Source organism: Streptomyces sp. HUAS MG56, assembly GCF_058673395.1.
Genome location: NZ_CM178722.1, coordinates 3829997 through 3854414, shown reverse-complemented (window position 1 = coordinate 3854414; position 24418 = coordinate 3829997). Strand labels below are relative to the sequence as shown.

At 72.8% G+C, this 24418-nt stretch carries 25 protein-coding genes; 10 read left to right on the top strand and 15 right to left on the bottom strand.

All coding sequences use genetic code 11. The features are described 5' to 3' along the window. Positions 1–37: 37 nt before the first annotated feature. Positions 38–1423, bottom strand: coding sequence for a glycine betaine/L-proline transporter ProP (proP, locus tag AC4OXY_RS18305; protein WP_491994223.1), 1386 nt, complete (start codon positions 1421–1423; stop codon positions 38–40). A gap of 341 nt (positions 1424–1764) precedes the next feature. Here proP and AC4OXY_RS18300 point away from each other — a divergent pair, with 341 nt between their 5' ends. Further along, positions 1765–3801, top strand: a complete 2037-nt coding sequence (locus AC4OXY_RS18300) for a bifunctional glycosyltransferase 87/phosphatase PAP2 family protein (protein ID WP_491994222.1) — start codon at positions 1765–1767, stop codon at positions 3799–3801. A 16-nt stretch (positions 3802–3817) separates the two neighbouring features. Here the strand turns inward: AC4OXY_RS18300 and AC4OXY_RS18295 are convergent, their stop codons facing one another. Continuing rightward, entirely contained in the window at positions 3818–4186 is a 369-nt protein-coding gene (locus AC4OXY_RS18295; protein WP_491994614.1) for an ATP-binding protein, read from the bottom strand. Between the two features lie 108 nt (positions 4187–4294). On the opposite strand from AC4OXY_RS18295, the gene AC4OXY_RS18290 reads away from it, so the two are divergent. Both AC4OXY_RS18290 and AC4OXY_RS18285 read left to right on the top strand, forming a co-directional pair. Next, positions 4295–5122 (top strand): helix-turn-helix domain-containing protein, encoded by an 828-nt coding sequence (locus AC4OXY_RS18290; RefSeq protein ID WP_356030546.1) that lies wholly within the window; start codon positions 4295–4297, stop codon positions 5120–5122. Beyond that, on the top strand, positions 5103–5285 hold the full coding sequence (locus tag AC4OXY_RS18285) for a DUF397 domain-containing protein (protein WP_402063004.1): 183 nt from the start codon (positions 5103–5105) through the stop codon (positions 5283–5285). The genes AC4OXY_RS18290 and AC4OXY_RS18285 overlap by 20 nt, the downstream gene beginning before the upstream one ends. On the opposite strand, the gene AC4OXY_RS18280 is transcribed toward AC4OXY_RS18285, so the two are convergent. Next, a complete protein-coding gene (locus tag AC4OXY_RS18280; protein ID WP_491994221.1) occupies positions 5269–6438 on the bottom strand; it encodes a steroid 3-ketoacyl-CoA thiolase in 1170 nt (389 codons plus the stop codon). The genes AC4OXY_RS18285 and AC4OXY_RS18280 overlap by 17 nt on opposite strands. Before the next feature lie 248 nt (positions 6439–6686). Here AC4OXY_RS18280 and AC4OXY_RS18275 point away from each other — a divergent pair, with 248 nt between their 5' ends. Beyond that, positions 6687–7922 (top strand): cytochrome P450, encoded by a 1236-nt coding sequence (locus AC4OXY_RS18275; protein ID WP_491994220.1) that lies wholly within the window; start codon positions 6687–6689, stop codon positions 7920–7922. A gap of 40 nt (positions 7923–7962) precedes the next feature. Here the strand turns inward: AC4OXY_RS18275 and AC4OXY_RS18270 are convergent, their stop codons facing one another. From AC4OXY_RS18270 to AC4OXY_RS18235, 8 genes are all read right to left on the bottom strand, one after another. After that, positions 7963–8661 (bottom strand): YoaK family protein, encoded by a 699-nt coding sequence (locus AC4OXY_RS18270; RefSeq protein WP_356030552.1) that lies wholly within the window; start codon positions 8659–8661, stop codon positions 7963–7965. A gap of 95 nt (positions 8662–8756) precedes the next feature. Next, the gene (locus tag AC4OXY_RS18265) at positions 8757–9173 is read right to left on the bottom strand and encodes an aggregation-promoting factor C-terminal-like domain-containing protein (RefSeq protein WP_362822191.1); all 417 of its coding nucleotides are present in this window, start codon (positions 9171–9173) and stop codon (positions 8757–8759) included. A gap of 301 nt (positions 9174–9474) precedes the next feature. Continuing rightward, positions 9475–10365: an ECF transporter S component gene (locus AC4OXY_RS18260; protein WP_362822192.1), complete on the bottom strand. Its 891-nt coding sequence runs from the start codon at positions 10363–10365 to the stop codon at positions 9475–9477. Beyond that, positions 10362–12125, bottom strand: a complete 1764-nt coding sequence (locus AC4OXY_RS18255; protein ID WP_491994219.1) for an ABC transporter ATP-binding protein — start codon at positions 12123–12125, stop codon at positions 10362–10364. The genes AC4OXY_RS18260 and AC4OXY_RS18255 overlap by 4 nt, the downstream gene beginning before the upstream one ends. Then, a complete protein-coding gene (locus AC4OXY_RS18250; protein ID WP_356030558.1) occupies positions 12122–13204 on the bottom strand; it encodes a CbiQ family ECF transporter T component in 1083 nt (360 codons plus the stop codon). The genes AC4OXY_RS18255 and AC4OXY_RS18250 overlap by 4 nt, the downstream gene beginning before the upstream one ends. Then, positions 13197–13859 carry an SCO2322 family protein gene (locus AC4OXY_RS18245; RefSeq protein WP_491994218.1) on the bottom strand — a complete coding sequence of 221 codons (663 nt, stop codon included), beginning with the start codon at positions 13857–13859 and terminating at the stop codon, positions 13197–13199. The genes AC4OXY_RS18250 and AC4OXY_RS18245 overlap by 8 nt, the downstream gene beginning before the upstream one ends. Beyond that, a complete protein-coding gene (locus AC4OXY_RS18240) occupies positions 13856–15094 on the bottom strand; it encodes an SCO2321 family membrane protein (protein ID WP_362822196.1) in 1239 nt (412 codons plus the stop codon). The genes AC4OXY_RS18245 and AC4OXY_RS18240 overlap by 4 nt, the downstream gene beginning before the upstream one ends. 357 nt (positions 15095–15451) lie before the next feature. Next, positions 15452–16327: an ATP-grasp domain-containing protein gene (locus AC4OXY_RS18235; RefSeq protein ID WP_356030563.1), complete on the bottom strand. Its 876-nt coding sequence runs from the start codon at positions 16325–16327 to the stop codon at positions 15452–15454. A 291-nt stretch (positions 16328–16618) separates the two neighbouring features. Here AC4OXY_RS18235 and AC4OXY_RS18230 point away from each other — a divergent pair, with 291 nt between their 5' ends. From AC4OXY_RS18230 to AC4OXY_RS18220, 3 genes are read left to right on the top strand one after another with little or no spacing between them, the layout of a single operon-like run. Then, positions 16619–17254: an XRE family transcriptional regulator gene (locus AC4OXY_RS18230; RefSeq protein ID WP_356030564.1), complete on the top strand. Its 636-nt coding sequence runs from the start codon at positions 16619–16621 to the stop codon at positions 17252–17254. Further along, complete coding sequence (locus AC4OXY_RS18225; RefSeq protein ID WP_356030565.1) at positions 17251–17859, top strand: M48 family metalloprotease; 609 nt, start codon at positions 17251–17253, stop codon at positions 17857–17859. The genes AC4OXY_RS18230 and AC4OXY_RS18225 overlap by 4 nt, the downstream gene beginning before the upstream one ends. Beyond that, entirely contained in the window at positions 17859–19208 is a 1350-nt protein-coding gene (locus AC4OXY_RS18220; protein ID WP_491994217.1) for an MAB_1171c family putative transporter, read from the top strand. The genes AC4OXY_RS18225 and AC4OXY_RS18220 overlap by 1 nt, the downstream gene beginning before the upstream one ends. On the opposite strand, the gene AC4OXY_RS18215 is transcribed toward AC4OXY_RS18220, so the two are convergent. Together AC4OXY_RS18215 and AC4OXY_RS18210 are read right to left on the bottom strand one after the other, a co-directional pair. After that, a complete protein-coding gene (locus AC4OXY_RS18215) occupies positions 19103–19561 on the bottom strand; it encodes a nuclear transport factor 2 family protein (protein ID WP_491994216.1) in 459 nt (152 codons plus the stop codon). The two genes, AC4OXY_RS18220 and AC4OXY_RS18215, sit on opposite strands and share 106 nt — an antisense overlap. Before the next feature lie 46 nt (positions 19562–19607). Next, positions 19608–20633 (bottom strand): Strvi_7410 family MBL fold metallo-hydrolase, encoded by a 1026-nt coding sequence (locus AC4OXY_RS18210; RefSeq protein WP_356030570.1) that lies wholly within the window; start codon positions 20631–20633, stop codon positions 19608–19610. Between the two features lie 83 nt (positions 20634–20716). On the opposite strand from AC4OXY_RS18210, the gene AC4OXY_RS18205 reads away from it, so the two are divergent. Beyond that, on the top strand, positions 20717–22168 hold the full coding sequence (locus AC4OXY_RS18205) for an aldehyde dehydrogenase (RefSeq protein WP_491994215.1): 1452 nt from the start codon (positions 20717–20719) through the stop codon (positions 22166–22168). A gap of 2 nt (positions 22169–22170) precedes the next feature. After that, positions 22171–22404, top strand: coding sequence for a ferredoxin (locus tag AC4OXY_RS18200; protein ID WP_356030575.1), 234 nt, complete (start codon positions 22171–22173; stop codon positions 22402–22404). Between the two features lie 3 nt (positions 22405–22407). Here AC4OXY_RS18200 and AC4OXY_RS18195 read toward each other — a convergent pair whose 3' ends face one another. Then, on the bottom strand, positions 22408–23532 hold the full coding sequence (locus tag AC4OXY_RS18195) for a hypothetical protein (protein WP_491994214.1): 1125 nt from the start codon (positions 23530–23532) through the stop codon (positions 22408–22410). A 64-nt stretch (positions 23533–23596) separates the two neighbouring features. Between AC4OXY_RS18195 and AC4OXY_RS18190 the strand changes: the two genes are divergently transcribed. Then, positions 23597–23743: a hypothetical protein gene (locus AC4OXY_RS18190; RefSeq protein WP_356030578.1), complete on the top strand. Its 147-nt coding sequence runs from the start codon at positions 23597–23599 to the stop codon at positions 23741–23743. Here the strand turns inward: AC4OXY_RS18190 and AC4OXY_RS18185 are convergent, their stop codons facing one another. Beyond that, the gene (locus AC4OXY_RS18185) at positions 23744–24385 is read right to left on the bottom strand and encodes a TetR family transcriptional regulator (protein WP_356030580.1); all 642 of its coding nucleotides are present in this window, start codon (positions 24383–24385) and stop codon (positions 23744–23746) included. Positions 24386–24418: the final 33 nt, after the last annotated feature.

Genomic DNA, 24418 nt, shown 5'->3' with positions numbered 1-24418 from the left:
CGGCCCACGCCGGGAACCCGGCGACGGCGAGGACCGCCTACCGCGCCTCCCGGCCCTCCACCGCCGGCGCCGACCCCGGAAGCGGGCGTCCCGCCGACTCCGCCATCCGCCACACCGCGAACCCGCCCACGACGGCCGCGGCCATCATGTAGTACGCGGGCATCATCATGTTCCCCGTCGCCCCGATCAGCGCGGTCACCACCAGCGGAGTCGTGCCGCCGAACAGGGACACCGACACGTTGAAGCCGATGGACAGGGAGCCGTAGCGCACCCGGGTCGGGAAGAGCGCGGGCAGCGCGGCCGGCATGGCCGCCGTGAAGCAGACCAGAAGCAGGCCCAGCGCGCCCATGCCCAGCGCGACGGCGAGCAGGCTGCCCTGGCGGATCAGCAGCAGGGCGGGGACGGACAGGAGGAGGAAGCCCGCGCAACCGGCCGCGATCACCGGGCGGCGGCCCACCCGGTCGCTCAGCGCGCCCGCGAACGGCTGGACGATCATCATCAGGGCCATCACGCCCAGCACGACCAGCAGCCCGTGCGTCTCGTCGTACTTCAGCTCGCTCGTCAGATAGCTCGGCATGTACGACAGCAGCATGTAGTCGGTGACGTTGAAGACCAGCACCAGCCCCATGCACACGAGCAGGGCCTTCCACTGGCCCGCGACCATCTCGCGCAGCGGCACCTTCGGGCGCCGCGCCTCCGCCTTCTCGACCTGTGCCGCGAACGCCGGGGTCTCCTCCAGCCGCATCCGCAGGTACAGGCCGATGACACCCATCGGACCCGCGATCAGGAACGGGATCCGCCAGCCCCAGGACAGCAGGTCGGCGGGCGACAGCAGGGCCGTCATCAGCGTCACCAGGCCCGCGCCGCAGATGTAGCCCGCCAGCGTGCCGAACTCCAGCCAGCTGCCGAAGAAGCCGCGCTTCCTGTCGGGCGCGTACTCGGCGATGAAGGTCGACGCGCCCGCGTACTCGCCGCCCGTCGAGAAGCCCTGCACCAGACGGGCGGCCAGCAACAGCAGCGGCGCACCCACGCCGATCGACGCGTACGACGGGATCAGGCCGATGGCGAACGTGCCCGCCGCCATCATGATCATCGTGACGGCGAGGACCTTCTGGCGGCCCACCCGGTCGCCCAGCGGACCGAAGACCATGCCGCCCAGCGGCCGGACCAGGAACGCCGCGGCGAAGGCGCCGAACGTCGACAGCAACTGCGCGGTCGGGCTGCCGGAGGGGAAGAAGACCTTGCCCAGGGTGACCGCGATGTAGCTGTAGACACCGAAGTCGAACCACTCCATGGCGTTGCCGAGCGCCGCCGCCTTCACGGCGCGCCTGACGAGCGCGGGGTCGACGACGGTGACGTCGGTGGGGGCCTGCGCGGCCCGCGGGGTCTTCGGGTGCGGGGTGACGGCTGTGGCGACGGCCAAAACGGGGCTCGCCTACCTTTCGACGGGGGCAGGGGCAAAAAGTGACCATAGGTGGCTTTCAGGTCCTTACGTGATGCAAGCGGACGGCTGCACAGCGCAGCCAAAGGGGGTGTGTACAGGCAGGTCCGCACGCTGTGGCCGCGCTTCCCGGCGCCCCCGCTGTGACCCTTCTCGCGCCCCGGCCCCGCAACCGCACAGGGTGCGCACTATCGTCATCCGGACAAAAGGCGGACGAAAACCGGGCGGACGTCAGGTGAAGTGGGGGTTGCCCGCGTCTCTGTCCAGAGCCGGTGGGAATCTCATAGGGTTTTGAGAAGGACGGGGCGGGAGGCCGACGGGGCGTGGCGAACGTGGAGCACAGCGGGCGGCCGACGGATGCCTTCGGGCAGGACTCCCCCGGAGCACGACTGCATGCGGCCAGGCTGGGACTGTGGGCGGTCGCGGCGATCCTCGCCGTACGGCAGATGGCCGCCGTCCTCAGCACTCCGAGCGGCGAGCGGCTGACCGACCTGGAGACCTGGGTCGGCCCGCACGGCGTCCTGCACGTGGACGGCTCGATCTACGACTCCTCCCGCTTCACCGGCACCCCCTTCGGCGGGCTGGTCCTCAAGCCGCTGACCCGCTCCGCCGAGGCCGCGCTCGGCTGGGGCTGGACCTTCGGCACGCTGCTGCTCGTCGTCGCCCTCGGCCTGGCCGCCGCCCGCGCGCTGCCCCAGCCGGTCAGCCGCCGCACCTCGCTGCTGGCCGCGCCGGTCGCGATCAGCCTGCTCATGCTGTCGCTGCCGGTCCGCAACGCGCTGTGGCTCGGCCAGACCAGCGTCCTGCCGGTGCTGCTCGTCCTGCTCGGTCTGTTCGCGGTCCGCGGGGAGCGGGCCAGCGGCCTGTGCATAGGCCTCGCCGCCGCGTTCCAGCCGACCCTGCTGCTGTTCGCCCCGCTGGTGTGGTTCACCGGCCGCCGCCGGGCCGCGCTCAGCACGGCCGGCACCTTCGCCGCCCTGACCGCGCTCGCCTGGGCCGCGCTGCCGCACGACTCGTACGCGTACTGGGTGCACCACATGGCCGGGGCGGGCCTCGGCGGCAAGGCCGACGCCCTCGGCAACCAGTCACTGCACGGCGCGCTGCTGCGGCTCGGCGTGTCCGGATGGCCGGAGATCACCGTCTTCCTGCTGCTGGCCTCCGCCGTCGCGGCCCTCGCCATGCGCCGCGCGGTGCACTACGCGGCCGACGGGCAACTGCTGCTCGCGGTCGCCGTCACCGGCTGTGCCGTCGTCGCCGTCTCGCCCACCGCCTGGCAGTACCAACTGCTGTGGGTGCTGCTCGCGGTCGTCGGCCGGGTCGGCAGGAAGGCCTCCGACCGCTACGTCTGGCCGGTGGCCGTCGTCCTCGTCACGACGCTCCCGGCGAAGATGATGCTGCCGAACACGCCGGCGCTGTACCCGCTGCGCGACAACCTGGTGCTGCTCGCGGCCCTGGCCGCCGCGACGACGGTCCCCTTCCTCTCTCGAACCTCCCCCTACTACCAGACCCCGATCCGCACGGAGTACGCCCCACCGGTCCCGGCCCGCTTTCGACGCGTCCCCCTCCTCCCCTTCCTGCGCCGCGTCCTGACCCGCCCGAACCTGCTGCTGGAACTGCTCCTCATCCGGGTCGTCTACGCCGCCTACTCACAGGTCCGCCTCGCCGCGACCGGCGGCACCGTCTCCGGCGGCCGGGCGCGCGCCGAGCACCACGGGCACATCGTGCTCGACATCGAGCGGTTCCTGCACATCGACATCGAGCACGGGGTCAACCACACCGTGGCGAAGATCGAGTGGCTGCGGGACTTCTTCAGCTTCTACTACGAGTCCTTCCACTTCGTGTTCCCGCTGACGGTCCTCGCCGTCCTCTACTGGCGCCGCCCGGTCGACTACCGCTGGGCCCGCGCCTCCCTCGGCTTCGCCACCTTCCTCGCCCTGATCGGCTTCTGGTTCTTCCCGCTGGCTCCGCCGCGCCTGATGCCGCACCTCGGCATCATCGACACCGTCCACGGCGCGCAGGACTTCTCCAAGCCGGACTACGGCGCGCTGACCGCGCTCACCAACCAGTACGCGGCGATGCCCTCGCTGCACTTCGGCTGGGCCCTGTGGTGCGGCGTGGTCATCGCGGTCATCGCCCCGAAGCGGTGGATGAAGGCCCTCGGCCTGCTGCACCCCCTCCTCACTGTCTCGGCCATCATCGCGACCGGCAACCACTGGGTGCTCGACGCGATCGGCGGCGCGGTGGTGGTCGGCGCCGGCTTCGGGCTGTCGTACGTGCTTCAGGGGCCGAGGTCGAAGAGGGTCACGGGGGCGACAGGCACCCAGGAAGAGGCAGAGAAGGTGAGCGTCGGCAGCACGTGACCGTGGGGCCCCACGGTCACTCCTCGACTCCGCACTCGAACCACACCGTCTTACGGCCCAGCACCCACGGGGTCACGCCCCACTTGCCGACCACGGCATCCAGCAGTGCGAGTCCCCGACCGCCCTCTGCATCAAGGTCCAACTGGCAGGGCGGTTGGGGCAGTTGGGAGAACCCGTCGGCCACCTCGACCCGGACGCCGGCGGTCTGCCGTACGAGCAGGACGGTGCAGCGCCGGTCGGGAACGTGCCGCACGACATTGGTGACCAGCTCACTCAGGCCCAGCTCCACGGCGAACGTCAGCTCCGCCAGCTCCCATTCGCGGAGCAGTGAGCGGGCGATACGGCGGATGTGGCGTACCGAGTGCTCGCCGACGGTGAGGTGCATGCGGTACTGGGGAGTGCGGGGAATGTTGAGGTTCACAGGGCGAGGCTGACCTGGGATCACTACGCTGGGCAACTGGACGAACACAACAGGTCCGGGAGGGGACTTGGCATGGTGAACATCAACACCCTCGACCCCAGCGCCTCACCGCTCGACTACTACGGCTTCGAGCTGCGCCGGTACCGGGAGGCGGCAGGACTGACGCAGAGGCAGTTCGGGGACATCATCAACTACACGGGGTCGATGGTCGGCCAGGTGGAGACGGCCCGGAAGCTGCCGACGCTGGACTTCAGCCAGCGGGCGGACGCGGCGCTGGGAACGGGCGGGTTGCTGACGCGGCTCCACCCGCTGGTGATGCGCAGCCAACTTCCGGCGTGGTTCCAGCAGGTGGCGGAGTTGGAGGTGCGGGCGACGGAGATCTGCACGTTCCAGACCCATGTGATCCACGGTCTGCTTCAGTCCCCGTCCTATGTGCGCGCGGTGCTCGGAGTGCTGGATCAGGACAAACTCGGGGATCGCGCGGCCGTTCGGCTCGCTCGCCAGGGCATCTTCGAGAAGGAGGAGCCGCCGGTCTTCTGGATGGTCCTCAGCGAGGCCGCGCTGCACCAGGAGATCGGCGGCCACGAGGTCATGCGCGAGCAACTGGCTCATCTGTTGACCTTCGAGGGCGATCCGCGGGTCAACGTGCAGATCCTGCCGTACTCGGTAGGGGAGCATCCAGGGCTGCAAGGCTCGTTCAACGTCTACCGCTTCGTCGGTGACCCGAGCATCGTCTACACCGAGGGGTACGGCAGCGGGCATACGACCGCCAACCCGGACACCGTCAAGGACTGCTCGCTCCGTTACGATCATCTACGAGCCGCCGCGCTCTCTATCAAGGACTCGGCGGCGCTGATCCGACGGGTGATGGAGGACCGCTATGGAGAGCAACTGGCGTAAGTCCAGCTACAGCGGAGACCAGGGCGGTGATTGCGTCGAGATCGCAGAAGCTCCCACCACCATCGCCATCCGCGACTCCAAAACCCCGACGGGGCCGATCCTCACCCTCGACCCCGTCGCCTTCACCACCTTCGTCAACTGGGCCTCTACAGCCGCTGAATGATCGTCCCCGTCGCCAGCCCCCCGCCCGCGCACATCGTGATCAGCGCGAACTCCTTTTCCGTGCGCTCCAGTTCGTGCAGGGCGGTGGTGATGAGGCGGGCCCCCGTCGCCCCGACCGGATGCCCCAGGGCGATCCCACCGCCATTCACGTTGACCTTGTCCAGGTCCTGTTCGAAGACCTGGGCCCAGCTCAACACCACTGAGGCGAACGCCTCGTTGATCTCGACCAGGTCGATGTCCTTCAACGACATCCCCGCTTTGCCCAGCACCGCGCGCGTCGCGTCGATCGGGCCGTCGAGGTGGAAGTGCGGGTCGGCGCCGACCAGCGCCTGAGCGACGATCCGCGCCCTCGGCCTCAGCTTCAGGGCGCGGGCCATCCGTTTCGACGCCCACATGATGGCCGCCGCCCCGTCCGAGATCTGCGACGAGTTGCCCGCCGTGTGGACCGCCGTCGGCATCACCGGCTTCAGCCTCGCCAGTGCCTCCATCGAGGTGTCCCGCAGGCCCTCGTCCTTGTCGACCAGGCGCCACATGCCCTGGCCGGCGTACTGCTCCTCCTCGGTCGTCGGCACCTGCACGGCGAACGTCTCGCGCTTGAAGCGTTCCTCCGCCCATGCCAGAGCCGCCCGCTCCTGGGACCGCAGCCCCAGTGCGTCGACGTCCTCCCGCGTCACCCCCCGGTGGCGGGCGATGCGTTCGGCGGCCTCGAACTGGTTCGGCAGGTCGACGTTCCACTCGTCCGGGAACGGCTTGCCCGGGCCGTGCTTCGACCCCGACCCCAGCGGGACCCGGCTCATCGCCTCCACGCCGCAGCTGATCCCCACGTCGATCACGCCGCCGGCGACCATGTTGGCCACCATGTGCGAGGCCTGCTGCGAGGAGCCGCACTGGCAGTCGACGGTCGTCGCGGCCGTCTCGTAGGGCAGGCCCATGGTCAGCCAGGCCGTGCGCGCGGGGTTCATGGACTGTTCGCCGGCATGGGTGACGGTGCCGCCGACGATCTGCTCGACCGCGTCGGCGGGGATGCCGGTGCGGCCGAGGAGTTCACGGTAGGTCTCGCCCAGGAGATAGGCGGGGTGCAGGTTGGCGAGCGCGCCGCCGCGCTTGCCGATCGGGGTGCGGACGGCTTCGACGATCACGGGTTCGGCGGCCATGGGTGCGGGTCCTCTCCGAGGGCTCTGCGAGGGCTCTGCGGGGCTCTCCTCCAGAACGTGCAGAACTAGTACGCGTTCTAGTTCTCAGGGCAGTTTGCTGACGTGATGTCCATCACCGCAAGGGTCTTGCAGCGGATGGAGCCGGATTGGGGGCGTCATGCCTCTTGTGGGTTGTAGAACCCGTTACTACGGTCACGGCATTCAGCATCCACTGATGGACCGTCAGGACTTGACGACGGGAGCCACCGATGCCCTGTCCCGCGCTGCCCGACGGGTTGGACCTCACCGACCCCGATCTTCTCCACCACCGCGTGCCCCTCCCGGAGTTCGCCGAGCTGCGCCGCACCGAGCCGGTCCGCTGGATCCCGCAGCCGCACGGCGTCGCGGGCTTCGCCGACGCCGGCTACTGGGCCGTGACCCGGCACGCGGACGTCAGGTACGTCTCCACGCACCCCGAGCTCTTCTCCTCCACCCTCAACACCGCGATCATCCGCTTCAACGAGCACATCCAGCGCGACGCGATCGACGCACAGCGCCTCATCCTGCTCAACATGGATCCTCCGGAACATACGCGCGTCCGGCAGATCGTGCAGCGGGGCTTCACGCCACGTTCCATCCGCGCCCTGGAGGAGCGGCTGCGGGCCCGCGCCGAATCCATCGTCGCGGCCGCCCGCGCCCGCTCCGGGCCCTTCGACTTCGTCACCGAGGTCGCCTGCGAACTGCCGCTCCAGGCCATCGCCGAGCTGATCGGCGTACCCCAGGAGGACCGGTCCAAGATCTTCGACTGGTCCAACAAGATGATCGCCTACGACGACCCCGAGTACGCCATCACGGAGGAGGTCGGCGCCCAGTCGGCCGCCGAGATCATCGCCTACGCCATGAACATGGCCGCCGAGCGCAAGCAGTGCCCGGCCCGCGACATCGTGACGACCCTGGTGGCGGCGGAGGACGAAGGCAACCTGAACTCCGACGAGTTCGGCTTCTTCGTGCTGATGCTGGCGGTGGCCGGGAACGAGACCACGCGCAACGCGATCACCCATGGGATGCACGCGTTCCTGACCCACCCCGAGCAGTGGGACCTCTTCCGGCGGGGGCGGCCCGGGACGACGGCCGAGGAGGTCGTGCGCTGGGCGACCCCCGTCAACGCCTTCCAGCGGACGGCCACCCAGGACACCGAACTGGGCGGCGTGCTGGTCAAGGAGGGGGACCGGGTCGGGCTCTTCTACGCCTCCGCCAACCACGACCCCGAGGTCTTCGCCGACCCCGACGCCTTCGACATCACCCGCGACCCCAACCCGCACCTGGGCTTCGGCGGCGGCGGTCCGCACTTCTGCCTCGGCAAGTCCCTCGCCGTCCTGGAGATCGACCTGATCTTCAACGCCATCGCCGATGCCATGCCCGGCCTGCGGCTGGCCGACGAGCCTCGGCGGCTGCGCTCGGCCTGGATCAACGGGGTCAAGGAACTCCAGGTCACCACCGGATGACACACCGTCGTCCGCGCCCGCCCGCTGCTGTGCTCCCGGCTCACTCCTGGCCGGATGCCACCACCGCCAGCACGGCGGAGACGGCCGCCGCGAGGGCGAGCGGCAGACCGAGGCCGTGGTGCAGGACCAGCCACGCGCCCAGGAAGGCACCGGCGAGCATGGCGATCACCGACGCCGTACGGCGCGGGGAGCGGTGGCCGGTGGCGTCGCCGAGCCGGGACTCGGAGGCGAGGCCGGTCAGGGTCATCGTCAGCACGGTGGTCGTCAGGTCGGCGACGCCCAGCTTGCGGACCGTGGCGTTGCGCAGGCCCATCGCGTACCCGGTCAGGGCGATCAGGGCGTAGACGGTGCCGGTGGCGTGCGGCCAGCCGAAGGCGACGGCCGCGGACACGCCGACCAGGGCCGCCTCGGCCACGAGGGTCAGCCGGGTCCAGCGGCGGCGCGAGCCCCCGCCGACGCGGGCGGCGAGCCGGCCGCCGGTCACCGCGCCCAGCAGGAAGCAGCCCAGCGAGGCGGCCGTGTGCGGGACGGAGAAGCCGGGCGCTCCGGCGGCCGCGAAACCGAGGACGACGACGTTGCCGGTCATGTTCGCCGTGAAGACGCGGCCCAGCCCCAGATAGCTGACGGCGTCGATGAGCCCGCTGACCACCGTGAGCATCAGCAGCACGAGCACGAGCCGCAGCCCGCGCGTCTCGGGGTCGAAGGTCTCCTGTGCGGGTGCGTCGTCCGCTGGGCTCATCGCCCCAGTGGACCATGCCGGGGCGGGAGAACGCCGAAAGCGGCGGCCCTCGATCGGGGGCCGCCGCCTTCGGCGGTGGTGCGGTGCGGGCCGGCTCAGTACCAGCCGTTCGCCTGCCAGAAGCTCCAGGCCTTGACCGGGCTGCCGTAGCGGGAGTTCATGTAGTCCAGGCCCCACTTGATCTGGGTGGCCGGGTTGGTCTTCCAGTCACCGCCGGCGGAGGCCATCTTCGAACCGGGCAGGGCCTGGACCAGGCCGTAGGCGCCGGAGGAGGAGTTGGTCGCGGCCGGGTTCCAGCCGCTCTCGTGCGAGACGATCTTGCTGAACGCGTTGAACTGCGCGGCGTCCGGGATCATCTTGTGCGCGATCGCCTGGGCGGAGGAGGCCGTGGCGGGCGTGGCGGCCTGGGCGGGCGCCGCGGTCAGAGCCAGACCGGCGGTGGCGGCGGCCACGGCGGCGGTCGTGAGGGCCTTCTTCGGGGAAGCGATGCGGCGGATGAAGGAGACGGTCACGGAGAACCTCTTGCGTCGGGGACAGGAGATCGCCGGTATGCCGTGCACCGCCGCTCGCGCGTCGGCCGCATCCGTTTGCATACGTCGGCGCCGCGGCCCGGGTGGGCTCGTGGCGCCTGGCGACGTCCTCCACAGAAGCAGGCCCCGAACCCGCCCGCAATGACCCCTTTTACTAGTTGTGGCCGGATCCATGGGAATCGTCGGGTATGTGACGTGGCTCTCACTGCGCAGGTCAAGAGGGGTGCCAGGAGGGACGTAACGGATATGTGGCACTACGACCCCGGGTCGTAGGTGATCCGGGTCATGTGGGGTGCTTCACCGCCGGGGTGCCGCTGGGTGAGGTGCCGTACTCGTCCGGTGAGGGATCCCGGGCGTCGAATGTGACCGCGGTCTCGAAGGCGGCCCGCCGGGTGGCCCGGCGCAGCGCGCGCAGCACCGCCGGGCCGAGGAACAGGGTCAGCACCACCGTGCACACGGCCCGGCCCAGGTCCCAGCCGAGCGAGGTGGCCAGGCAGTACGCGACGAAACGGGCCAGGTTGGCGGGGACGGAGGCGTGCGCGTCGAAGGAGATGTCCGAGGCCGCGGTGGCGAGGAAGGGCCAGCCGGCGAGGTTCATGACGGTGCCGTAGGCGAGGGAGGCGAGGAAGCCGTAGCCGGCGAGGAGGAACAGCTCCCCCCTGCCCCGCAGGCGCACCGCCCCCGGCAGCAGCCCGGCGCCCATCGTGAACCACCCCATGGACAGCATCTGGAACGGCAGCCACGGCCCGACCCCGCCGGTGAGCAGGGCCGACGCGAACATCGTCACCGAGCCCAGGGTGAACCCGAAGCCCGGGCCGAGGACCCGGCCGCTGAGCACCATCAGGAAGAACATCGGCTCGATCCCGGCCGTCCCCGCGCCGATCGGGCGCAGCGCCGCCCCGGTCGCGGCCAGCACGCCCAGCATGGCCACGGCCTTCGGCCCGAGGTCCGACTCCGAGATCGTCGCCGCCACGACCGCGACCAGCAGGACGAGCAGGCCCGCGAAGAGCCAGGGGGCGTCCTGGGCGTGGGCGCTCAGCTGCGAGGCGGGCGGGGCGAGGAAGGGCCAGCCGAAGGCGACGACGCCCACCGCGCCGACCAGCACGAGCGCGGCGACGGAGCGGGGGCGGACGCGGACGGCGTGCAGGCGGGTCCTCGCGGGCGGGGCGCTCATGCCAGCGCCTCGCGCACCTCGGCCACCGTGAGCCACCGCTGCGGGGCGAGGACCTTCGTCACCTGCGGGGCGAAGGACGGCGACGAGACGACGATGTGGGCGGTCGGCCCGTCGGCGATGACCTCCCCCTCGGCGAGCAGCACCACCCGGTGCGCGATCTCGGCCGCCAGCTCCACGTCGTGCGTGGCCAGCACGATCGCGTGCCCCTCGGCGGCGAGCGCGCGCAGCACGGTCACCAGACGGGCCTTGGCCGCGTAGTCCAGGCCGCGCGTCGGCTCGTCGAGCAGCAGCAGGGGCGGCCGGCCGGTCAGCACGACGGCCAGGGCGAGCGCCAGACACTGCCCCTCGGACAGGTCGCGGGGGTGCGTGTCGTCCGTGATGCCCGGCAGCAGCTCGGACACCAGCGCCCGGCAGGTCCCCGGCTCGGCCCGGGCGTCCCGGTCCGCCGCCGCGCACTCGTCGCCGACCGTGTCGGCGTACAGCAGGTCACGCGGCTCCTGCGGGACCAGGCCGACGCGGCGCACGAGGTCGGGCGGTGCGGTGCGATGGGGGATGACCCCGCCGACGGTCACGCCGCCCGTGGTGGGGGCCACGAGGCCGACGAGGGAGCCGAGCAGGGTGGACTTTCCGGCGCCGTTGCGGCCCATGAGGGCGACGGTCTCGCCGGGCGCCACGGTGAGGTCGATGTGGCGCAGGGCGGTGATGCGGTCGCGGCGCACCGAGAGGGCGCGGATCTCGGCGGCGGCGGACGAGACGTCGGTGAGCGGGGCGGGGGAGTTGCGGCGGCGGAGGCGGAATCGGCGACCGGTACCGGTGTCGGCCGGGAGTGGCATCGCTTGCCGGCGCCCGCCGGGTGCCTCCCCCGCTCTCGGCTTCGCTCGCGCGGGGGGACCCCCGTCGCCCACCCGTGCCGCCCTGGCGGCACGACTGCCCGCAGCTGGGGCGGCTGCCAGTCGTTCCCGCAGGTCACCCGCTCTGCGCCGGGCGTCACGGACCGTCAGGGGAAGGGGCGTCCAGCCGGCCAGCCGGCCCAGGGCGACCACCGGCGGGTACACCGGGGAGACCGCCATGACCTCGGCCGGGGTGCCCACGACCGCGGCCTCGCCGGGGGCCGGGAGCAGGACGACCCGGTCGGCGTAGTGGACGACGCGTTCCAGGCGGTGTTCGGCCATCAGGATCGTCGTGCCGAGGTCGTGCACCAGGCGCTGGAGCACCGCCAGCACCTCCTCCGCCGCGGCCGGGTCCAGGGCGGAGGTCGGCTCGTCCAGGACCAGGACCCGGGGGTGCGGGGTGAGGACCGAGCCGATCGCGACGCGCTGGCGCTGGCCGCCGGAGAGGGTGGCGATCGGGCGGTCGCGGAGCCCGGCGAGCCCCAGCAGGTCGAGGGTCTCCTCGACCCGGCGCCGCATCACCTCGGGGGCGAGGCCCAACGACTCCATCCCGTAGGCGAGTTCGTCCTCCACGGTGTCCGTGACGAAGTGGGCGAGCGGGTCCTGGCCCACCGTGCCGACCACGTCGGCGAGTTCGCGCGGCTTGTGGGTGCGGGTGTCGCGGCCGGCGACGGTGACGCGGCCGCGCAGGGTGCCGCCGGTGAAGTGCGGCACCAGCCCGCTCACCGCGCCGAGCACGGTGGACTTGCCGACCCCGGACGGGCCGACGAGCAGCACCAGTTCGCCCTCCGGCACCTCGAAGTCGATGCCCTGGACACAGGGTTCGGCCGCGCCGTCGTACACCACGGCGACGTCCTCGAAGCGGATCACGACGGCTCCTCGGGGTGCGTGGGTACGGCGAAGGCGGGCAGGAGGGAGAGGAGGACCGCCGCGGCGGGCCACAGGGGCAGGGCCGGGGCGACCAGGGGAACGACCCCCGGGTGCAGCGCCTGCGGGTCGCGGTCGGCGGCGAGGGTGAGGAGCGCGGCGACGGCGGCGCCGGAACCGGCCACCAGCCAGGCGCGCGCGTCCCACGGGTCCGGGCGGTACCGGGTGCGCAGCGAGCGCCGGCCGCCCAGCTTCAGCCCCGCGAGCGCGGCGGCGACCCCGGCGAGCAGCACCGGCAGCCCGTAGGTGCCGCCCTCCGCGGTCAGCAGCCCGTACGTCCCCGCGCACACGCCGAGCAGGCCGCCGAGGGTGAGCGCGGCCGTCGTACGGCGGACCCGGGCGGGAACCTCGGCGCTGCGGCCGTACCCCCGGGCCTCCATCGCGGCGGCGAGCGCGACCGAGCGTTCCAACGCGCCCTCCAGGACCGGCAGTCCGACCTGGAGCAGGCCGCGCAGGCCGCGGTCCGGGCGGCCGCGCAGCCGGCGGGCGGCGCGCAGCCGCTGGACGTCGGCGACGAGGTGCGGCGCGAAGGTGAGGGCGACGACGACGGCCACGCCGGTCTCGTACAGCGCGCCGGGCAGGGACTTGAGGAGGCGGCCCGGACTGGCGAGGGCGTTCGCCGCGCCGACGCAGATCAGGAGCGTCGCCAGTTTCAGGCCGTCGTACGCCGCGAAGACCAGCGCCTCGGCGGTCACCTTCCCGCCCAGCCGGATGCCCTGCGCCCAGTGGGGGAGCGGGACTTCGGGGAGCGTGAACAGGGTGTGGGTGCCGGGGACGGGGGAGCCGAGCGCCACCGCGAACAGGAGGCGGACGAGCAGGACGGCGAGGGCGAGCCTGACGAAGGCGGCGTAGGAGCGGGCGAGGGGGGTGGGGGTGCGGTGCGTCGCGACGACGTACGCCGACGCGGATATGAGGAGGGCGAGCAGGAGGGGGTTGGTGGTGCGGGTGGCGGCGGTGCCGAGGCTCAGGGCCCACAGCCACCAGGCACCGGGGTGAACGGCACCCCCGCCCTGCTCAGCCATTCCGTTCGTTCCGTCGCCGCCGCGTCTGCCACACCGCCGCGCCCGCCAGCAGGACGACCGCTCCCACGCCGATCGGCAGCCCCAGCGCGGGCCCGTCCGAGGGGCTCTTCTCGGCGCCGTGCCCCGTGATGCGGCGCGGCTTCCGCGTGTCCGACACCTGCTCGCCGCACCCCCGGTGCGGATACCCGGCGATCGCGCACAGCAGGGCGTTGGTGTCGTAGCGCAGCGGCGGCGCGACGGCGGCCAGGGCGTCGGCGGTCGTCGCGTCGTCCGGCACCCGGGCACAGGCCGTACGGCCGGCCGGCGGGCTCTCGCCGGACGGCGCGTCCGCCGGGGTGCCGAAGTCGAGGACCAGCGCCACCCGCTTCATGCTGGACCTGGCCGGCGTGGCCGCGCAGATCGTCCGGAAGTCCGCGGTGCCGCGCGGCCGGCTCGCGTCGGCCGAGTCCGTGCTGACCGCGAAGCGGAAACCCGCCACCGCGCCGTCGTCGGGACGGGCGCTCGCCGGGCCCTGCGTGGCGTACGTCCACCGGCCGTCGGTGCGCTCCCAGAAGGACCAGTAGCGGTAGCCGGCGGCATGCGCCTGGGTCACCGCGGCCGCGAGCAGGACGAACGCGGCCAGCGTCAGGCTCACCGCACGGCGGCCCCCGGTCACGGCTGCTGCTTCTTCCGGCCGCTGAGCAGGAAGCCGATGCCGATGCCCGCGACGAGGCAGACACCGACGAACCACCAGAGGCCGAACGGCGAACCGCCGTCGGACTTCTCGGACTTCTCGGGGCTCGTGGACGCGTGCCCGGCGGATTCCATGCTCGGTGCCGGGCCCTGCGCGTTGAGCGAGCGGACCAGGCTGGTGCCGCCGAAGTCGCCCGGCTGCGCGCCCACCGCGTGCGCGGCGAGGATCAGCTGCGCGTACGCCGCCGGGCCGCTCTGCTCGGCCCAGCGCGTGGCGTTGTGCTCCAGCCACGTGTACGACCGCGACGCCTGCTCGCCGCGCCCGTCGGCGGCGAGCGCGACGACCGCGTCCGCCGTGTTGCCGTAGTCCGGCTGGTCCGTGGCGCCGGGCAGCGCGGACGTCAGATGGCCGGTCTTCGCGACGGCCGACGCGAGGTTGGCACCAGCGTTGTCCGCGATCTGCGCCGGGGTGAGGTGCTCGCCGGCGGTGCACGCGCCGCTGCCAGGCGCCTTGCCGGCCGTCGCGACGAACCCCTTGCCGAGCGCGCCGAGTACGCCCGCCGCCGTCGCGTCCGCGTTGGCCGCCAGGGCGCCCTTCTTGTCCGGCTGGAAGGCGAGAGCGCCGCCGCCGGGCTGCTCGCAGGGCACGGACAGGGCGGCGAGGAGGTCGTAGGGGGACTTGCCCGCCCTGGTGGTCCGCGCCGGGTCCGCGCCGGTCGCGGCGAGGGCGCCGATGACGACGGAGGTGGAGTTGGTGTCGCTGGCGCCGCCCGGGTTGTAGCCCCAGCCGCCGTCCGTGTTCTGCACGGACTTCAGCCAGGCGACCGCCTTGCCGACCGCGTCGTCGTGCCCGCCGGTCGCCCGCAGGGCCTGGACGGCGGCGGCCGTGCTGTTGGTGTCCACGACGACCTTGCTGTCGCAGGCCTTGTCCGGGGCGGCGCGGAACGCGGCGAACGCGCCGTTCGCGCACTGCTGGCCGGCGAGCCAGCCGACGGCCTGCGCGGCGGGCCGGTAGCCGAGCGTGCGCTGCGCGACCAGCGTCAGCGACTGGCGCCACACACCGTCGTAGGTCGGGTCGCCCGTGCCGTACAGCCCGGCCGGGATCGTGAGCTTCGCAGACGGCGACGGGGCCGGGGACGCTCCGGCGGCCGTGGCGGGCGCGGCGGCGGCCAGCACGCCTACGGCGGCGAGAGCCGCTGCGCTGCGGCGGACGTTCATGGTCGGCGACTGCCTCTCCTGCGGGGAGCCGGGCAGCGCGCGGGAACCCCCCGGGCGGCTCGACTCCGTAGACCTCGACGGTGCCGTGCGCGGCGGGTCGCCGACGCACGTGAGCCGGTCAACGTCCCGTCCCGGGCGGTCCGGCTCACCGTCCGGCGACGGACGGTTCACGGTTGCGGGCTCAGCGCCGGAATTGCACCGGCTTCCCCCTGTACGGGTGTGATGACGACCCCGCCACCTTACCGGCAGGCATGCGCGAGCCGGGGGGTGGCCGTGGGCACAGGGCGGCGGTGACCGGGGTCACGGTGATCCGGGTGCGACGTCGGAGTGGGCGGGCCCCCTGCACCGGCGATGCCGTCAGGCGGCACCGAGCGCCCGGTCGCACTCCGCCGCGTCCTCCCCCTCCGCCACCCAGTACACCCGGGTCGGCAGACACGCGCCGCCCGCCGACTCCGCGAAGCGGATCGCGGCGGCCCGCTGCCGGCTCGGCGTGGCGTCCACAAACGTCCCGCACGCCATCGCCAGCGCCACCCCGGCCAGATCCACCCCGGTGGCCCGCTCCACCAGCCAGGGAATGAGGTCGCCCGGAAGGAACGGCACGACCCCGGTCACCCGCGGGCCCCGGCCGGTCAGCCGCAGCCGCACGTGCGCCACGGTGTGCGTGAGGCCGAGCGCCCGCACCGCCCGCTCGACCGTCTGCCGCAGGAAGCGGTTGTGCAGCAGGCCGTCGTGGGCGTGGACCGAGTGCCGCAGCGGCAGGCCCCCCGGCGCCCCCGGGGTCGTACGGGTGAGCGCGGCGATGCGGACCTCGTCGTCCAGGACCACCGTCTCCGCGGACACCAGCGGGCCGTCGAGGTCACCGGGCCCGTCCGGGGCCAGGCGGTGCCGGGCGAGCAGCGCCGTGGACGTCACGGGGTCGGTGCAGGCCCCGGCCGTCTCGTACGACAGGCCCGGTAGCCCCAGATGCCCGGTGATCCGCGCGGCGGTGCGCAGATGCTCCCTGGTCCAGGTCAGCACGCCCGCGACCGGATGCCGGTCCGCGTACCGCGCGAGCGCACCGGCCGTCTCCGCCTCGTGCGTGGGGTCGGCCGGGAGATGGCCGGACAGGAAGGGCCGCGCCCAGCCGGGTACGGCGGTGTCGACCAGGATCACGGGGCGGGCCTCGGCGATCCGCTCCAGCGGGACCCCGTACGCGGCGGGGCCGGCCCCGAGCAGAAGGACGGGCTGCGGCATCGGCGCATCACCTTTGCGGGAGAGGCAGGGCGGGACGGCGAGGCGGGACGGTCGTACGGGCAGCGGAACACCCCGGGTGCCGCTCCCCCCGTGTGCGGCACCCGGGGCGGGTCGAAATCTTGCTCTCTGTGTCGTGATCCTCACCCACCGCACGCTCAACTGTCAACTATTCCTGCCTCGTTGGGCAGGGAGCCTTGTCAGATCTGGTCGGCGAACGGACGACCGGGTACCCTCGCCTCTCGTCCCGTCGCCCGGTCGAGGGACGGACGCCACATGCTCAGGGGGGCCTCGGTGAGTGACGCCTACACCTCGCTGGCCGAAGTTCTGGCCAGACTCGGGGAGTTGACCGGCCGGCCCGGCCGGCTTCCGGAAGCCCTCGACGTGGCCGGCCTCTCCCATCGCACCGGCATCCCCGTCGGCACCGTCGTGGAGCTGCTCGGCGGCGGCCGGGCGGCCGAGGCCGGGCTGGCCCAACGCGTGCGCCAGCGGCTGGACTTCATCCGCGAGACCCGGCGCCGGCCGGACGGCAAACGGTACTCGCTGGACGAGCTGGCCAGGATCGCCGGCACCAGCCGGCAGTGGCTGAGCGAGTGGCGCAAGAGCGGGCTGCCGAGCCTGGAGCACACCGACCGGCTGCGCAGGTTCTTCGGGCTGCCGGCCGGCTTCTTCACGGCCGACGAACCGGAGGCGCTGCACGAGGCGTTACAGCCGGTGCTCCAGGGCCTGGAGGCCGAGGCGGACCCGCTGCTGCGGCTGCGCGAGAGCGGCCTGGTCCGGCTCGCCGCGCGGGCCCCGCAGATGAACGCCCGCCAGCTCGCCACGCTCGCCGACCTCGCCGAGATGATCGTCCTCTCGGAACGGGCTTCCTCGGACCGGACTCCCTCGGGCCGGGTCTCCTCGGACCGGGTGGGGGACGCGAGCCGGTGAGGCCTTCCAGGTCACCGAAGCGCTTCCTCGACCGGCTGGTGCGCGACACGGCCCGTACCCTCACCGCGCCGACCGGTGCCGAGGCCTTCCTGCACGCGCTGTGCGACACGCTCAGCCCGCAGCTGGACCGCCCGGTCCGGCTGAAGTTCGTCACCTTCCCGCCCGGGCTGGACGTCTCCGGGATCACGCTCGCGATGGACGAGCGGTACATCGTCGTGGTCGAGAGCCGCGCCCCCGACCCGCACAAGTTCGTCATCGCCGGGCACGAGATCGGCCACATCCACTACGGCACCCTCGACGTGCACCACCCGGCCGGACCGCCCGCTGCCGCCCGCCGCCTGCTGTCCCGGTACGCCGGTGACACCGGGGACGCCGGGCGCACCGCAGACGACGACATCCCCTGGGGGCAGGTCGTCGCCATGGCCACCCGGTGCCCGGCCGCCGCTGCCGCCGCCGCGGCCGAGTGGGAGGCCGAGGAGTGCGGGCTGCGCCTCGCCGCGAAGTTCCCCAGGGTCGTCGGGCCCGGCGCGGCCGCCGGCCGCAGCACCCAGGACACCCTCACCGGCCGCCTGTCGTCCTCCCTGGGCAACATCGGCGGACCCTGATGCGCTGGGACGTCTCCGGCACCGTCGCCGCCTACGCGGTCCCCGGTGCCCTGCTCGCCGTGGCGTTCGTCATCAAACTCCCGCTGCTGCGCCGCGCCTGGCAGGAGGACCCCATCCTGCGGGCCACCGCGCTGCTGCTCGGCATCGGCGCGGTCGTCTTCGCCTCGCTGCCGCCGGCCAACCTGCACCGCCTCAACGCGTTCACCGGCATCCCCAACTTCGCGGGCGTGTGGGTGTACTCACTCCTCACCGCCTACTGCGGCGCCTGCCTCTGGCTCATCATCACCTGGCGCGAACCCCCCTCCGCCGCGCGCCGCCGGCGCACCCGGCTGGTCTGGATCGCGTACACGGCCATCATCGCGGGCCTGTGGACGACGTTCTCGCTCGGCGACCACCACGTGGAGCGGCTGCGCGACCTCGACACCTACTACGCCGACACGCCCTGGATGCGCGAGTTCGGGATGCTGTACCTGGCCGCGCACCTGGTGTCCGCGCTGGTCGCGGCCCGCATGCTGTGGGCCTGGTACAAGGAGGTCGAGGACACCTGGCTGCGCCGGGCCGTCATCTTCCTCCAGGTCGCCTACGCCCTCGGGCTCGTCTTCGACGTCGCCAAGCTCGCCGCGGTCAGCGCCCGTTGGAGCGGCCGTGACTGGGACTGGCTGTCGACGTACGCCGCCCCGCCGTTCGCCATGGCCGAGGCGCTGCTGGTCGCCACCGGATTCATCGCCGGGCAGGCCGGACCGGCGGTCGAGGAGCGCCGCCGGCTGGTGCGCACCCACCGGCTGCTGCGTCCGCTGTGGCAGACCATGCTGACGGTCGCCGCGCCGGCGGCCCCCGCGACCGGCCGGGTCAGCGGGGCCGCCCTGCGCCTCGAACTGCGCCGGGCCGCCATCAACGACGGCCTGCTCAAACTGGCCCCGCACCTCAGCCGCGCCCGCCGCGAACGGATCCGTACGGCGGCCCGGTCCGCCGGCCACCCGGACACCGAGGCGCGGGGCATCGCCGGCGCGGTGGACATCCTGATCGCGGCCGACGTGCTGCACGCCCCGGCCGGCAGGGGTGAACCTCCCGCCGCCGCCCACGAGGAACACGCGGACCACGCGGGCCGGACCGGCGCCGCGGCGGGCCTGTCCGACAGCGAGCTGGAGTGCATCGCGCACGCGCTGCGACTCCACGCGCCGGTCGTCGAAAGCTTCCGCCGGCAGACGGCCGCCACGGAGGGGCTCACGCACGGCGGCAGGCCTCAACCAGCCGTGCCGGCCTGGGGAGTCGGCCCCGCGAAGGGCAGCCGCAGCACCCGGTGGACCAGCAGCCACCGGCCGTCGACCCGGCGGAACGAGTCCTCGTAGGTCCCGGCCTGGACGGGCGGTCCGGCGGGCACCATGCCTCCGCCGTACCCGTCGACGCGGTAGGTCGCGAAGTACGAGACGGCGGTGGCGGTGTCCGGCCCGGTCACGGTGACGAGGACGTTGGACATGAACCGGCGCGAGAGCCGGTCGGCGGGCCGGGAGCCGAAGTACTCCCGCAGCGCCTCCCGCCCCGCCACCCGCCGTCCGTCCCCCGGCGGGGGCCACTCCCAGACGCCGTCCTCGGTGAACAGCCCGGCCACGCCGGCCGGTTCGCCGAGGTCGAGGCGGTGGACGAAGTCGGTGATCAGGCGCTCGCAGGCGCGTTCGGCGAGCAGAAGCTCCAAAGGTTCCATGAGGCTGTCTACAGGAAATCCGCGCCCGAGGTGACCCGGCTGCCGGTCACACCGCCATGTACGCCACCGGTTCGCTCCCCGTCACCGCCTCCGCCCGGCCCTGTTTCACGAGCCGGCGCAGATGGGCCTCGGCCTCCGAGACGGCGATGTTCCTGGAGCCGTACGGGATCTGTTCCCACGGGCGGTTCCACTCCATCCGCGTGGCGAGCTGCCAGGCGGTGAGCGGCTCGGCGAGCAGGGCGAGCAGGCCGGCCAGCCGCTCCTCGTGGTGATCGAGCAACTCCCGTACCCGGCCCGGCGCGTCGGTGAAGGTGTGCTCGTGTGCGGGGAGGACCTCGGCGGGGGCGAGCCGGCCGATCCGCTCCAGGGAGTCGAGGTAGTCGCCGAGGGGGTCGGTGACGGTCGTGTCGTCGGGGTCCTCGTACAGGCCGATGTGCGGGGTGATCCCCGGGAGCAGGTGATCGCCGCTGAACAGCCGCCCGTGACCGGTGAGTCGGGCCGGATGCTCCTCCTCCAGATGCAGGCAAACATGCCCGGGCGTGTGCCCCGGCGTCCAGATCGCGCGCAGCCGGCGGCCGGGCAGGTCGAGGAGTTCGCCCGGGACGATCTCCCGGTCCGGGAGGGCGGGGGAGAGGCCGGGCAGGGGCCGCGGGCGCGGGGTGCGCAGGGGAGCCACGTGCGTTTCGGGCGCCCCGGCCGCCGTCAGCTTGGCCGCCATGTACGTGTACCACCGCTCGGGCGGCGTCTCCCGCGTCCTGCGCACGATCGCCGCGTCGGCCGGATGCAGCGCCACCCAGGCACCGGAGGCCTCACGCACCCGCGCGGACAGCCCGTGGTGGTCCGGGTGATGGTGGGTGACGACGACGCCGTACACCTCGCCCACCGCCGTGCCGCACGCCGCGAGCCCCGCCACGAGGGTGTCCCAGGAACCGGGATCGTCCCACCCGGTGTCCACCAGCACCGGCCCCCGGTCGCTCTCCACGACGTACACCAGCGTGTGCCCGAGGGGGTTGTCCGGGATCGGCACCGCAACGGACCGTACGCCCCCGCCGTGATCGAACGTCGTCGCCATCTGTCCTCCGCCCCACCGCCATTGCTCACTATAACTAGAACTGATATCAGTTCTGAAACAGCGTCAGAAAGGTGGCGGCGGCCATGACCGAGCTCATGGAACACGGACAGCTGTTCATCGGCGGGGAGTTGACCGACCCCGCGGGCAAGGACGTCATCGAGGTGATCTCGCCGCACACCGAGGAGGTCATCGGCCGGGTGCCGCACGCCTCCCGGGCGGACGTCGACCATGCGGTGGCCGTGGCGCGCCGCGCCTTCGACGAGGGGCCCTGGCCGCGGGCGACACAGGAGGAGCGGATCGAGGTCGTCACCCGCATCAAGGACGGCATCGCCGCCCGGCACGAGGAGATCGCCCGGGTGATCTCCTCGGAGAACGGCTCGCCGTACTCCTGGAGCGTCCTCGCCCAGGCGCTCGGCGCGATGATGGTGTGGGACGCGGCGATCAGGGTCGCCCAGGGGTATGTGTACGAGGAGCGGCGCGACGGCGTCCTCGGGCCGATCCTCGTCCGGCGGGAGCCGGTCGGGGTGGTCGCGGCCGTGGTCCCGTGGAACGTCCCCCAGTTCGTCGCCGCCGCCAAGCTCGCGCCCGCGCTGCTGGCCGGCTGCACGGTCGTGCTGAAGCCGTCCCCGGAGTCCCCGCTGGACGCCTACCTGCTGGCCGAGATCGCCCGGGACGCCGGCCTTCCCGAGGGGGTGCTCTCGGTCCTCCCCGCAGACCGGGAGGTCAGCGAGTACCTGGTCGGGCACCCCGGCATCGACAAGGTCTCCTTCACCGGCTCGGTCGCGGCCGGCAAGCGCGTGATGGAGGTCGCCGCCCGCCATCTGACCCGGGTCACCCTGGAGTTGGGCGGCAAGTCGGCGGCGGTCGTGCTGCCCGACGCGGACGTGGCGACGGCGGTCGCCGGCATCGTCCCGGCCGCCTGGATGAACAACGGGCAGGCGTGCGTCGCCCAGACCCGCATCCTCGTCCCGCGCACCCGCTACGACGAGTACGCCGACGCCTTCGCGGCCGCGGCGAGCGCGCTCAGGGTCGGCGACCCGCTGGACCCGGCGACCCAGGTCGGCCCGCTGGTCGCCCGCCGCCAGCAGCAGCGCAACCTCGACTACATCCGGATCGGCCAGGAGGAAGGCGCCAAGATCCTCACCGGCGGCGGCCGCCCGGCGGGCCTGGAGCGCGGCTGGTACGTCGAACCGACCCTCTTCGGCGACGTCCACAACGGCATGCGGATCGCCCGCGAGGAGATCTTCGGCCCGGTGATCTGCCTGCTCCCGTACGGCGACGAGGACGAGGCCGTGAAGATCGCCAACGACTCGGACTACGGTCTGTCGGGCAGCGTGTGGACGGCCGACGTCGAGCACGGCATCGAGGTCGCCCGCCGGGTCCGCACCGGCACCTACTCGGTCAACACCTTCAGCCTGGACATGCTCGGCCCGTTCGGCGGCTACAAGAACTCCGGCCTGGGGCGGGAGTTCGGCCCGGAGGGCTACGGCGAGTACCTCGAACACAAGATGATCCACCTGCCGGCGGGAGCGTGAGCATGGGCGACCGCTGGCACGTCGAGGTCGACCGTTCGGTGTGCATCGGCTCGGCCCAGTGCCTCCACCACGCCCCCGACGCCTTCCGCCTCGACTCCGCCCGCCAGTCCCACCCGGTCGCCCCGGACACGGACGCGACGGAGTCCGTCCTGGAGGCGGCCGAGAGCTGTCCGGTGGAGGCGATTGCGATCACGTTGGCGGGAAGCGGGGAGGGTGTGTTTCCGCCGGAGGAGTGAGGGTCAGCCTCTCCAGGTCCGTTCCAGCGTCGTGAATTCGTCGGCGTACGCGCCGTTCGGGAGCGCCGCCCGCAGGTGGGGGAGGTCGGTGGGGCGGCCCGCCTGGCGGGTGCCGATCAGGAGGTCCGGCTGGGCGTCCCGCCAACAGCGCGTGGTGTGGAGCGCGGACGACAGCAGCTCCCATGACTCCGACGACAGCTGCGACTTCCACAGCATGGCGCGCCGCCGCCAGTTGTCGACGACGTGCTCGGACCCCACGAACGCCGACGCGTGCACGTCGCCCCCCGCCAGCACCGCGACCAGGAGCAGGTTCGCCTCGTACACCGCGTTCCGGTACGTCCTGGTCACCGCTGCCGGTGCGTGTCCTGGATCGGAACGGTGCGGATCCCACTCGGCCGCCTTGAACAGGGTGGCCAGGAGCGTGGGCAACCGGTCCCGGCCCGTCGGCCAGGCCGCCAGCATGTCACCGAGGTTCTGTACCAGTTGCGCCCGGTCCGTGAGCGGGGTGAAGGACAGCAGCGCGTACAGCTCGCCGTCGTCCAGGCGGCGGGCGAACTCCGTGAGCAGGCGCTCGTACAACTGGGTGCGGCTGATGCGCTCGTAGCGCATCCTGTGCAGGTCGCCGCTGACCGAGTCGTACAGGGCGAGCATCAGCAACAGCAGGGGCTGGGCGGCGAGTTCCGCGTGCTGGAGGACGGGGGCGAGGGCGAGCGGGTGCAGGCCGTGCCGCTCGAAATGGGACCGGTTCGCGCTGTTCCAGATGTCCAGCCAGCGCTCGATCTCGCCCTTGCCGAACGGCTCCAGCCGCAGCACCTGACTCCTCGCGGGGATCTCCGAGCGGTCCGCGACCACGGTGCGGCTCGTCACCAGTACGATCAGCGGACGGCCCTGCTCCGCCTCGCGCGCCTGGAAGCGCTCGATCTCCCGCAGATAGCTCCACTGCCGGGCGGAGTCGAGGAGTTGGGCGCCCGCCTGGAGCAGTTCGTCGAGGCCGTCCAGGAGGACGACCGGGATGGCCCCGGGCACGGCCTCGGACCAGTCGGGCCAGCCGACCGCGCGTCCGGTCTCCCGCCTCAGCGCGTGCTCCAACTGGGCCTGGAGATCCGCCTCCGCCGGTGTGTGCCGCAACTGCACCCGCAGCGGGCGGAACTCGCCGGCCGGGAGCCGGGCGGCCAGCAGTGTCCAGCCGCCCGTGCTCCTCGCCGCCCTCGTCTTCCTCGCCCTCTACGGCGGAGTCGTCCTGCCCGCCGTATGGTCGCGCAAGCCCGCCCGCCGTGCCGCGGCGCTCACGGTGCTCGGCCGGCTCCTGGACACGCTGCGGCACTGGACGCGGCGGTGATCAGGAATGCCCGCCCGGCTCCGTCAGGTCGATCAGGCGGCACACCGTCTCGATGTCGATCTTCACCTGGGCGATGGAGGCACGGCCCGACAGCCAGGTGATGAGGGCCGAGTGCCAGGTGTGTTCGATGACACGCACTGCCGAGAGCTGCTCGGGGGTGGGGTGCTCCAGGCCCATCGCGTCCAGGATGATCACCGTCGTCTGGCGGGAGACCTGGTCGACCTCGGGGGAGACGCTGCGGTCGGCGAAGGTGAGGGCCCGGACCATCGCGTCGGCGAGGTGCGGCTCGCGCTGCAGGGCGCGGAAGGCGCGCATCAGGGTCTCCGCGACGCGCTCGGCGGCCGTGTCGCCCGCCGGGGGCTTCTTGCGCAGCGTGCCGTGCATGTGCTCCAGCTGGTCCTGCATGGTGGCGACCAGCAGGTGCACCTTGGAGGGGAAGTAGCGGTACAGGGTGCCGAGGGCGACCTGGGAGGACTCGGCGACCTCGCGCATCTGGACGGCGTCGAAACCGCCCCGGCTGGCCAGCTGGGCGCTGGCGTGCAGGATCCTGCGACGGCGGGCCTCCTGCCGCTCGGTGAGCGGCGACGAGGCCGACGACGAGGGCCGGACCGTACTCGCTTCCAGCTTGGATTCCGCAGGCATGGGTCCCGCTCCGTGACAGTCGGTGAGGGCGTC

What these genes read in the sequence shown, in the direction of transcription:
- AC4OXY_RS18295 (WP_491994614.1), bottom strand. Translation starts at nt 4,186, where the DNA reads ATGCACCTCACCGTCGGCGAGCACTCGGTACGCCACATCCGCCGTATC.
- AC4OXY_RS18290 (WP_356030546.1), top strand. Translation starts at nt 4,295, where the DNA reads ATGGTGAACATCAACACCCTCGACCCCAGCGCCTCACCGCTCGACTAC.
- AC4OXY_RS18285 (WP_402063004.1), top strand. Translation starts at nt 5,103, where the DNA reads ATGGAGAGCAACTGGCGTAAGTCCAGCTACAGCGGAGACCAGGGCGGT.
- AC4OXY_RS18280 (WP_491994221.1), bottom strand. Translation starts at nt 6,438, where the DNA reads ATGGCCGCCGAACCCGTGATCGTCGAAGCCGTCCGCACCCCGATCGGC.
- AC4OXY_RS18275 (WP_491994220.1), top strand. Translation starts at nt 6,687, where the DNA reads ATGCCCTGTCCCGCGCTGCCCGACGGGTTGGACCTCACCGACCCCGAT.
- AC4OXY_RS18270 (WP_356030552.1), bottom strand. Translation starts at nt 8,661, where the DNA reads ATGAGCCCAGCGGACGACGCACCCGCACAGGAGACCTTCGACCCCGAG.
- AC4OXY_RS18260 (WP_362822192.1), bottom strand. Translation starts at nt 10,365, where the DNA reads ATGAGCGCCCCGCCCGCGAGGACCCGCCTGCACGCCGTCCGCGTCCGC.
- AC4OXY_RS18250 (WP_356030558.1), bottom strand. Translation starts at nt 13,204, where the DNA reads ATGGCTGAGCAGGGCGGGGGTGCCGTTCACCCCGGTGCCTGGTGGCTG.
- AC4OXY_RS18240 (WP_362822196.1), bottom strand. Translation starts at nt 15,094, where the DNA reads ATGAACGTCCGCCGCAGCGCAGCGGCTCTCGCCGCCGTAGGCGTGCTG.
- AC4OXY_RS18235 (WP_356030563.1), bottom strand. Translation starts at nt 16,327, where the DNA reads ATGCCGCAGCCCGTCCTTCTGCTCGGGGCCGGCCCCGCCGCGTACGGG.
- AC4OXY_RS18220 (WP_491994217.1), top strand. Translation starts at nt 17,859, where the DNA reads ATGCGCTGGGACGTCTCCGGCACCGTCGCCGCCTACGCGGTCCCCGGT.
- AC4OXY_RS18215 (WP_491994216.1), bottom strand. Translation starts at nt 19,561, where the DNA reads ATGGAACCTTTGGAGCTTCTGCTCGCCGAACGCGCCTGCGAGCGCCTG.
- AC4OXY_RS18210 (WP_356030570.1), bottom strand. Translation starts at nt 20,633, where the DNA reads ATGGCGACGACGTTCGATCACGGCGGGGGCGTACGGTCCGTTGCGGTG.
- AC4OXY_RS18205 (WP_491994215.1), top strand. Translation starts at nt 20,717, where the DNA reads ATGACCGAGCTCATGGAACACGGACAGCTGTTCATCGGCGGGGAGTTG.
- AC4OXY_RS18200 (WP_356030575.1), top strand. Translation starts at nt 22,171, where the DNA reads ATGGGCGACCGCTGGCACGTCGAGGTCGACCGTTCGGTGTGCATCGGC.
- AC4OXY_RS18185 (WP_356030580.1), bottom strand. Translation starts at nt 24,385, where the DNA reads ATGCCTGCGGAATCCAAGCTGGAAGCGAGTACGGTCCGGCCCTCGTCG.